The sequence below is a fragment of the Streptomyces pathocidini genome (assembly GCF_001418495.1).
In the GTDB taxonomy this organism is placed as follows: domain Bacteria; phylum Actinomycetota; class Actinomycetes; order Streptomycetales; family Streptomycetaceae; genus Streptomyces; species Streptomyces pathocidini.
Genome location: NZ_LIQY01000042.1, coordinates 1 through 8,962, shown reverse-complemented (window position 1 = coordinate 8,962; position 8,962 = coordinate 1). Strand labels below are relative to the sequence as shown.

Here is an 8,962-nt window from a genome sequence, read left to right as displayed (position 1 = left end):
GGGGATGGCGGTGGAGGGGGCGCGGGTGAAGCGCAGCGCGCCCAGCCGCCCGGGCACCCGCAGCCGCTCCAGCAGGATCCCGGTGAGCCGGGGGTCGGCCAGGGCCTCGTAGACGGTGGTGCCGTGCAGGGGGCCGCCGGTGGGGCGGCCGATCAGCGCGTGGGCGAGGTGCTGGGGGAGGACGGAGCGGATGCCGAGCAGCAACTGGTAGCAGTCGCCCTCGGCCGCGCTCGGCTCCGCGGGCCCCGACTGCCGCGCACGGACGAGGAGGTGGAGCAGCCCGGGCGCCGCGCCGCCCGCGCCGCGGGGCAGCAGTTCGGTGGCCGAGACGAGCGTGAAGCCGGTGATCGGCCTGCCCTTTCCGGCGAACCACCGCTGGTGCGGCAGCCACTCGCCCAGCAGCGGTACGAGCGAGGGCAGCAGCCCGTGGTCCGCCGCGAGGGGCCTGCCCTTGGCATATGCGCCCCTGCTCGCCGGGCTGTTGGGGTGTCCGCCACCGCTGAACCCCTCGGGCGCACCGCCGTTGAGGGCCGCTGGGGTGGCCGCACGGGTCGGGTTGGCGCGGGTCGAGCCTTCCGACATGGCGTCGCGTCCTTTCCCCGGGGCGCACCACAGAAGATGGGCCTGGCGTCCCGGAATGCGGTGGTGGTGCCTCCATGCTGAGAGCAACGGGGGAGGCTGTCCGGCGGTGCGGGACGTGTCGAGTGAGATCGCCCCTACAGTCCGGCGTTTGGCCTATTCCCGCCTGTTGCCGTACGGCGATGGCAAGAGACTGCCCAGGGCGGGACGGGGGAAACCGCAACCTTCGCCACCATCCCGCCACTTCCGGACGATCAGCCGTTACCGGTCACGGGGCCGGACGGGGGCCCCGTCCGCGGCGGCCGCGCCCGGACTTCCCGCCGCCTCCGCCGCACTCACCGCGCTGCCGTTGACCGCTGTCACCGGCGTCCCCGGCTTGCGCAGCCGGAACCAGTAGAAGCCGTGCCCGGCCAGCGTCAGCAGATACGGCAGCTCGCCGATGGCCGGGAAGCGCACCCCGCCGATCAGCTCCACCGGGTGCCGTCCGTTGAACGCCTGGAGGTCCAGCTCCGTCGGCTGCGCGAACCGGGAGAAGTTGTTCACGCACAGGACCAGGTCGTCCCCGTACTCGCGGAGGAAGGCCAGCACCGCCGGGTTGCTGGAGGGCAGTTCGGTGTACGAGCCGAGGCCGAATGCCGGGTTCTGCTTGCGGATCTCGATCATCCGCCGGGTCCAGTGCAGCAGCGAGGACGGCGAGGACATCGAGGCCTCGACGTTGGTGACCTGGTAGCCGTAGACCGGGTCCATGATGGTCGGCAGGTAGAGCCGACCCGGATCGCAGGAGGAGAAGCCCGCGTTGCGGTCCGGGGTCCACTGCATCGGGGTGCGCACGGCGTCGCGGTCGCCGAGCCAGATGTTGTCGCCCATGCCGATCTCGTCGCCGTAGTAGAGGATCGGCGAGCCGGGCAGGGAGAGCAGCAGGGCGGTGAACAGCTCGATCTGGTTGCGGTCGTTGTCCAGCAGGGGCGCGAGGCGCCGCCGGATGCCGATGTTGGCGCGCATCCGCGGGTCCTTGGCGTACTCCGCGTACATGTAGTCGCGCTCTTCGTCCGTGACCATTTCGAGGGTGAGCTCGTCGTGGTTGCGCAGGAAGATGCCCCACTGGCAGCCCGAGGGGATGGCCGGGGTCTTGGCGAGGATCTCCGAGACCGGGTAGCGCGACTCCCGCCGCACGGCCATGAAGATCCGCGGCATGACCGGGAAGTGGAAGGCCATGTGGCACTCGTCGCCGCCCTTGGCGTAGTCGCCGAAGTAGTCGACCACGTCCTCGGGCCACTGGTTGGCCTCGGCCAGCAGGACGGTGTCGGGGTAGTGGGCGTCGATCTCGGCGCGGACGCGGCGGAGCATCTCGTGGGTGCGCGGCAGGTTCTCGCAGTCGGTGCCCTCCTCCGCGTAGAGATAGGGCACGGCGTCGAGGCGGAAGCCGTCGATGCCGAGGTCGAGCCAGAACCGCAGGGCCGAGATGATCTCCTCCTGCACGGCCGGGTTCTCGAAGTTGAGGTCCGGCTGGTGGGAGAAGAAGCGGTGCCAGTAGTACTGCTTGCGCACCGGGTCGAAGGTCCAGTTGGAGGCCTCGGTGTCGACGAAGATGATCCGGGCGTCCTGGTACTGCTTGTCGTCGTCCGCCCAGACGTAGTAGTCGCCGTACGGCCCGTCGGGGTCGCTCCTGGACTGCTGGAACCACTCGTGCTGGTCGCTGGTGTGGTTCATGACGAAGTCGATGATCACGCGCATGCCGCGCTGGTGCGCGGCGTCCACGAATTCCACGAAGTCGGCGAGGTCGCCGAACTCGGGCAGCACCGCGGTGTAGTCGGAGACGTCGTAACCGCCGTCACGCAGCGGGGACTTGAAGAACGGCGGCAGCCAGAGGCAGTCGACGCCCAGCCACTGGAGGTAGTCCAGCTTCGCGGTCAGCCCCTTGAGGTCGCCGATGCCGTCGCCGTTGCTGTCCTGGAAGGAGCGCACCAGGACTTCGTAGAAGACGGCGCGTTTGAACCAGTCGGGATCCCGGTCGCCGGCCGGGGTGTCCTCGAAGGTGTCCTGGACGGGCTCGTTGACGATCATGTGGTGGGTGACCCTCCGATCGGTGAGGACGGCCGCAGTGCCAGTACGTGCGCGGGGGCGCGGCCCGGTTCGAGTCGCACGTAGTTGTCCCTGCCCCAGTGATAGGTCTCGCCGGTGAGCTCGTCGCGCACCGGGACGGACTCGTGCCAGTCCAGGCCGAGTTCCGGCATGTCCAACGAGACCGTGGCCTCCTGGGTGTGGCGCGGGTCGAGGTTGACCACGGTGACAACGGTGTCGTTTCCGGAGCGTTTGGAGAAGGCGATCACGGCCTCGTTGTCGACCCGGTGGAAGTGCAGGTTCCGCAGCTGCTGGAGGGCCGGATGGCGCCGCCTGACCCGGTTGAGCGCGGTGATCAGCGGGGCGATCGTACGGTTCTCCCGCTCGGCCGCCTCCCAGTCGCGCGGCCGCAGTTCGTACTTCTCCGAGCTCGCGTACTCCTCGCTGCCCGGCCGCACCGCCTCGTGCTCGCACAGCTCGAACCCCGCGTAGACGCCCCAGGCGGGGGAGAGGGTCGCGGCGAGGACGGCGCGGGCCTCGAAGGCGGGGCGGCCGCCGCCCTGGAGGTAGGCGTGCAGGATGTCGGGGGTGTTCACGAAGAAGTTCGGCCGCATGTAGGCGGCGGCGTCCCCGGACAGCTCGGTGAGGTACTCGGTCAGCTCCTGCTTGGAGTTGCGCCAGGTGAAATAGGTGTACGACTGCTGGAAGCCGATCGCGGCCAGTGTGTGCATCATCGCGGGCCGGGTGAACGCCTCGGCGAGGAAGACGACATCGGGGTCGGTGCGGTTGATGTCGCCGATGACCTTCTCCCAGAAGACCACCGGCTTGGTGTGCGGGTTGTCGACCCGGAAGATCCGCACCCCGTGGTCCATCCAGAACCGCAGCACCCGCAGCGTCTCACGGACGATCCCGGGCAGGTCGGTGTCGAAGTCGACCGGGTAGATGTCCTGGTACTTCTTCGGCGGGTTCTCCGCGTACGCGATGGAGCCGTCGGCCCGGTGGCGGAACCACTCCGGGTGCTTCCCGACCCACGGGTGGTCCGGCGAGCACTGGAGCGCGAAGTCCAGCGCCACCTCGATGCGCAGCCCGCGCGCCTTCCGTACGAAGTGGTCGAAGTCCGCGAGCGTGCCCAGGTCCGGGTGGATCGCGTCGTGGCCGCCGTCGGGGGAGCCGATCGCCCACGGGGAGCCCACGTCGTGGGGACCGGCGTGCAGCGCGTTGTCCGGGCCCTTGCGGAACGCGGTGCCGATGGGGTGGATCGGCGGGAGGTAGACGACGTCGAAGCCCATCGCGGCGATGGCGGGCAGCCGTTCGGCCGCGGTGCGGAAGGTGCCGCTGACCGGCGGCTGCCCCTCGGCGAGGACTGCGCCCTCGGAGCGGGGGAAGAACTCGTACCACGACCCGTACAGCGCGCGCCGCCGCTCGACCTGGAGGGGCATCGGGCGGGAGGCGCTGACCAGCTCGCGCAGCGGGAACCGGTCCAGCGTCCCGACCGCCTCGGGGGTCAGCGCGGCGGCCAGCCGGGCGGCGGCCGGGCGCTGTTCGTCGCGCAGCGCGTCCACGGCCTTCAGCACGTGCTCGCGGCCCTCGTTCTTGGGCACCCCGCCCGCCGCCCGCTCGTACAGCTCGGCGCCCTCCTCCAGGACGAGCCCGGTGTCGATCCCGGCCGGGATCTTGATGCCCGCGTGGTGCCGCCAGGTGGCGACCGGATCGCTCCAGGCCTCGACCGTGTACGTCCAGCGGCCCTCGGCGTCCGGGGTGACCTCGGCGCCCCAGCGGTCGGTGCCCTGGGCGAGTTCGCGCATCGGGGTCCACGGCCCGGCGCGGCCCGCCGGATCGCGCAGTACCACGTTGGCGGCGACCGCGTCGTGGCCTTCGCGGAAGACGGTGGCGCTGACGGTGAAGGTCTCGCCGACCACCGCCTTGGCCGGGCGGCGACCGCAGTCGACGAGTGGGCTGACGTCCAGAACGGGGATGCGTCCGATCACGGGATCACCTGGAGGCGTTGCGGTTTGTGCCACTTTACTGGCTTTTGTACTTTCTATCGGTTTCCTTGGGGACGTGCCGACTGCGGGCATGGCCGCTCCTGTCCGCGTTCACTCAGGTGGGTGATTGGGTCCTGCGGGGGAGGTGTGCGAGGCGCGAGACTCGTATCGGAGACTGCCCACCGGGCACAGGCGCCCAATCCGCCCGTGACCGGCCTACTGTTGCGTAACGGTAAAAAACCGGAGCGGTCCCGCGCGCCGTTGCCGCGGGACCGCTCCGGTCGGATCCTCCGTGTGCTGATCCGGGGTTAGTTGGGGACCTGCAGCAGCTTGTTGGGGGTGAACAGCAACCGGAAGAACAGCGGGTCGGTGACCTTGTTCTTGGCCGCGCTGTCCGTCAGCCCCGCGGAGACCTGGGCCGGAGTGGCTGCCGGGTGTGCGGCCAGGTACAGCGCCGATGCGCCCGCCGCGTGGGGCGTGGCCATCGACGTGCCCGAGATGGTGTTGGTCGCGGTGTCGGACGTGTTCCACGCCGACTTGATGTTCACTCCCGGGGCGAGCAGGTCGACGCCGCTTCCCCAGTTGGAGAAATCGGCGAAGGCGTCCTCTTCGTCCGTCGCGCCGACCGTGATGGCCTCCGGGACGCGGGCCGGCGAAGAGGCCCCCACCTCCGCGGTGCTGTTGCCCGCCGCCACCGCGAAGGTCACGCCGGACGCGATGGCGTTGCTCACGGCCGCGTCCAGCGCGGGATCGCCCGGACCGCCCAGGCTCATGTTCGCCACCGCGGGCTTCCTGGCGTTCAGGATCACCCAGTTGATGCCCTCGACCACCTGGTCCGTGGTGCCCGACCCGGCGTCGTCCAGTACGCGCACGGCGACGAGGTTGACCTTCTTCGCTACGCCATACGAGCTACCCCCGATGGTCGCGGCGACGTGCGTGCCATGGCCGTTGCCGTCGGTCGCCGCTCCGCCGTCCACCGCGTCGAAGCCGCTCACCGCCCGGCCGCCGAAGTCCTGGTGCGAGGTGCGGATTCCGGTGTCGATGACGTACGCGGTGACGCCCGCGCCGCCGCCTGACGGGTAGGTGTACGCCTTGTTCAGGGGCAGGTCCGGCTGGTCGATCCGGTCCAGGCCCCAGGAGGGCGGGTTCGCTTGCGTGTCGGTGATGTGCAGTGTCTTGTTCTGGACGACGGAGGCGACCTTCGGGTCCGCGGCGAGGCGCTTGGCCTGCGACTCGGAGAGCCGCACCGAATAGCCGTTGAGCGCGGCCCCGAACGTCCGGCGGATCTCGGCCCCGTACTTTCTCGCCAGGTCCTTGCCCGTGGCGGAGGGCGCGGCGACGCCCTGCTTGAGCGTGACGATGTAGCTTCCGCCGATGGCCCCGGGCGCGCCCGCGCCCAGGATGCGGCCCTCGGCGGGGGTGGCGTGCGCCGGCAGTGCGGCGGCGGCGAGGACGGCCGCGGCGGCCGTCGCTGTCACTGCCCCTGCCAGGCGCAACCGGTGATGTCGTGTCAGTGCCATGAATCCCCCTTGCTCCGCGACAACTCGGATGTGACAGCAAGAGTCTCGTTATGACGCTCTGTCGACAAGACCGCCTGAACGACAGATTCCGTGCGGGAGTTCGCCGCGAGATCTCCACGCGTCAACGCGTGTCGTGCCACCGTTCGGGGGCAAGGTGCGGGCGCCGGGGGTGCGCCGTGGCCGTGCGCCGCGGCGCGCGGCTAACGTCGAAGGGTGAAGGCCATTCGTCGATTCAGCGTGCGCCCCGTCCTTCCGGAACCCCTACGACCGCTCAGCGAACTGGCGCGCAATCTGCGCTGGTCCTGGCACACCGAGACCCGCGAACTGTTCCGGGCCGTCGACCCCGAGGGCTGGGCGGCGGCCGGGGGCGACCCCGTACGGCTCCTCGGCTCCGCATCCGCCTCGCGCCTGGCCGAACTCGCCCGGGACGACGGCTTCCTGCGGCGCCTGGCGGCCGCGGCCGAGGGGCTCGACGACTATCTCGTGGGGCCCCGGTGGTACCAGGCCGCGGACCCCGATCTGCCCGCCGCCGTCGCCTACTTCTCGCCCGAGTTCGGCATCACCGCGGCCCTGCCGCAGTATTCGGGCGGCCTCGGCATCCTGGCCGGGGACCACCTCAAGGCGGCCAGCGACCTCGGTGTCCCGCTCATCGGCGTCGGACTCCTCTACCGGCACGGCTACTTCCGGCAGTCGCTCTCCCGTGACGGCTGGCAGCAGGAGCAGTATCCGGTCCTCGACCCCAACGAACTGCCGCTGTCCCTGCTGCGCGAGGCCGACACCAAGCCGGCGCAGATCGCCCTCGACCTGCCCGGCGGCCGGTCCCTGCGCGCGTACGTGTGGCTGGCCCGGGTCGGGCGGGTGCCGCTGCTGCTGCTCGACTCGGACGTCGAGGAGAACGACCCGCGCGCCCGCGACGTGACCGACCGGCTCTACGGCGGCGGCAGCGAGCACCGGCTGCTGCAGGAGATGCTGCTGGGCATCGGCGGCGTGCGCGCGGTCCGCACGTACTGCCGCCTCACCGGGCACCCCGCGCCCGAGGTGTTCCACACCAACGAGGGGCACGCCGGGTTCCTCGGCCTGGAGCGGATCCGCGAACTCGGGGACGAGGGGCTGGACTTCGACGCCGCGCTCGAGGCCGTACGCGCCGGGACCGTGTTCACCACCCACACCCCCGTCCCCGCGGGCATCGACCGCTTCGACCGCGAACTGGTCGCCCGGCACTTCGGCGAGGGCGGAGAGCTGCCCGGGGTCGAGGTGGGCCGCATCCTCCAGCTCGGCATGGAGATCTATCCGGGCGGCGAGCCCAACCTGTTCAACATGGCGGTGATGGGGCTGCGGCTGGCCCAGCGGGCCAACGGCGTCTCCACCCTGCACGGCAAGGTCAGCCGGGAGATGTTCGCCGGGCTGTGGCCCGGGTTCGACCCGGAGGAGGTGCCGATCACCTCCGTCACCAACGGCGTCCACGCGCCCACCTGGGTCGCGCCCGAGGTGTTCCGGCTGGGCGCCCGGCAGATCGGCTCCGACCGGGCCGAGGACGCGCTCGCCGCCGGAATCTCGGCCCGCTGGGACGCCGTCGCCGACATCCCCGCCCGCGAGATCTGGGAGCTGCGCAGGACGCTGCGCGGACAGCTGGTCGAGGAGGTGCGGGAGCGGCTGTACACCTCGTGGCGGCAGCGCGGCGCCGGGGCCGCCGAACTCACCTGGATCGACGGCGTACTCGACCCGGACGTGCTCACCGTCGGCTTCGCCCGCCGCGTGCCCTCGTACAAGCGGCTCACGCTCATGCTGCGCGACCGCGACCGGCTCATGCGGCTGCTGCTCGACCCCGAGCGGCCCCTCCAGATCGTCGTCGCGGGCAAGGCGCACCCGGCCGACGACAGCGGCAAGCGGCTCGTACAGGAACTGGTGAAGTTCTCCGACGACCCGCGCGTGCGGCACCGCGTGGTCTTCCTGCCCGACTACGGGATGGGCATGGCGCAGAAGCTCTACCCCGGCTGCGACGTGTGGCTGAACAACCCGCTCCGCCCGCTGGAGGCCTGCGGCACCTCCGGTATGAAGGCCGCGCTCAACGGGGCCCTCAACCTCTCGGTCCTGGACGGCTGGTGGGACGAGTGGTACGAGCCGGACTTCGGCTGGGCGATCCCCACCGCGGACGGCACGGCCACCAGCGAGGAGCGGCGCGACGACCTGGAGGCCATCGCGCTCTACCGGCTGCTGGAGGAGCGGGTCGCGCCCCGCTTCTACGACCGCGGGCAGCACAGCGGGCTGCCCGACCGCTGGATCGAGATGGTCCGCGGGACCCTCGTCTCGCTCGGCCCGAAGGTGCTGGCCGGGCGGATGGTCCGGGAGTACGTGGAGCGGCTGTACGCGCCGGCCGCCCGCGCCCATCGCGCCCTCGGGCCCGTCGCGGCGGGCGAACTGGCCGACTGGAAGGAGCGGGTCCGGGCCGCCTGGCCGCGCGTGGCCGTCGACCACGTCGAGACCGGTAAGGGGGTGAGCGGCAGCGCGGAGCTGGGTTCGACGCTCTCGCTGCGGGTGCGGGTCGCGCTGGACCGGCTGTCCCCCGACGACGTGGAGGTGCAGGCGGTCGCGGGCCGGGTGGACGCGGAGGACCGGATCACCGACGCGGTGGCGGTGCCCCTCAAGCCGGCCGGCGGCTCGGACACCGAGGGCCGCTGGCTGTACGAGGGGCCGCTCGCCCTGAACCGCACCGGGCCCTTCGGCTACACGGTGCGGATCCTGCCGGCGCACCGGCTGCTCGCCTCCGGCGCGGAGTTGGGCCTGGTGGCCATGCCGTCGGAGGGGGCGGCGGGGGAG

General features: G+C 71.4%; 5 protein-coding genes. 1 reads left to right on the top strand and 4 read right to left on the bottom strand.

Features of this window, described 5'->3' with window-relative positions; all coding sequences use genetic code 11:
• The 4 genes from AOK16_RS02965 to AOK16_RS02950 form a co-directional block, all read right to left on the bottom strand.
• Nucleotides 1-582: maltokinase N-terminal cap-like domain-containing protein (locus AOK16_RS02965; protein ID WP_420865369.1), on the bottom strand; the 582-nt coding region annotated here is incomplete at its 3' end.
• A 258-nt stretch (nucleotides 583-840) separates the two neighbouring features.
• On the bottom strand, nucleotides 841-2,643 hold the full coding sequence (gene treS / locus AOK16_RS02960) for a maltose alpha-D-glucosyltransferase (RefSeq protein ID WP_079101000.1): 1,803 nt from the start codon (nucleotides 2,641-2,643) through the stop codon (nucleotides 841-843).
• Nucleotides 2,640-4,628 carry an alpha-1,4-glucan--maltose-1-phosphate maltosyltransferase gene (locus tag AOK16_RS02955; RefSeq protein ID WP_055470636.1) on the bottom strand — a complete coding sequence of 663 codons (1,989 nt, stop codon included), beginning with the start codon at nucleotides 4,626-4,628 and terminating at the stop codon, nucleotides 2,640-2,642. Before AOK16_RS02955 ends, treS begins: the two co-directional genes overlap by 4 nt.
• 305 nt (nucleotides 4,629-4,933) lie before the next feature.
• Complete coding sequence (locus tag AOK16_RS02950) at nucleotides 4,934-6,145, bottom strand: S8 family peptidase (RefSeq protein ID WP_055470635.1); 1,212 nt, start codon at nucleotides 6,143-6,145, stop codon at nucleotides 4,934-4,936.
• A gap of 213 nt (nucleotides 6,146-6,358) precedes the next feature.
• Between AOK16_RS02950 and glgP the strand changes: the two genes are divergently transcribed.
• The coding region (glgP, locus tag AOK16_RS02945; RefSeq protein ID WP_055470637.1) for an alpha-glucan family phosphorylase at nucleotides 6,359-8,962 on the top strand (2,604 nt) is incomplete at its 3' end.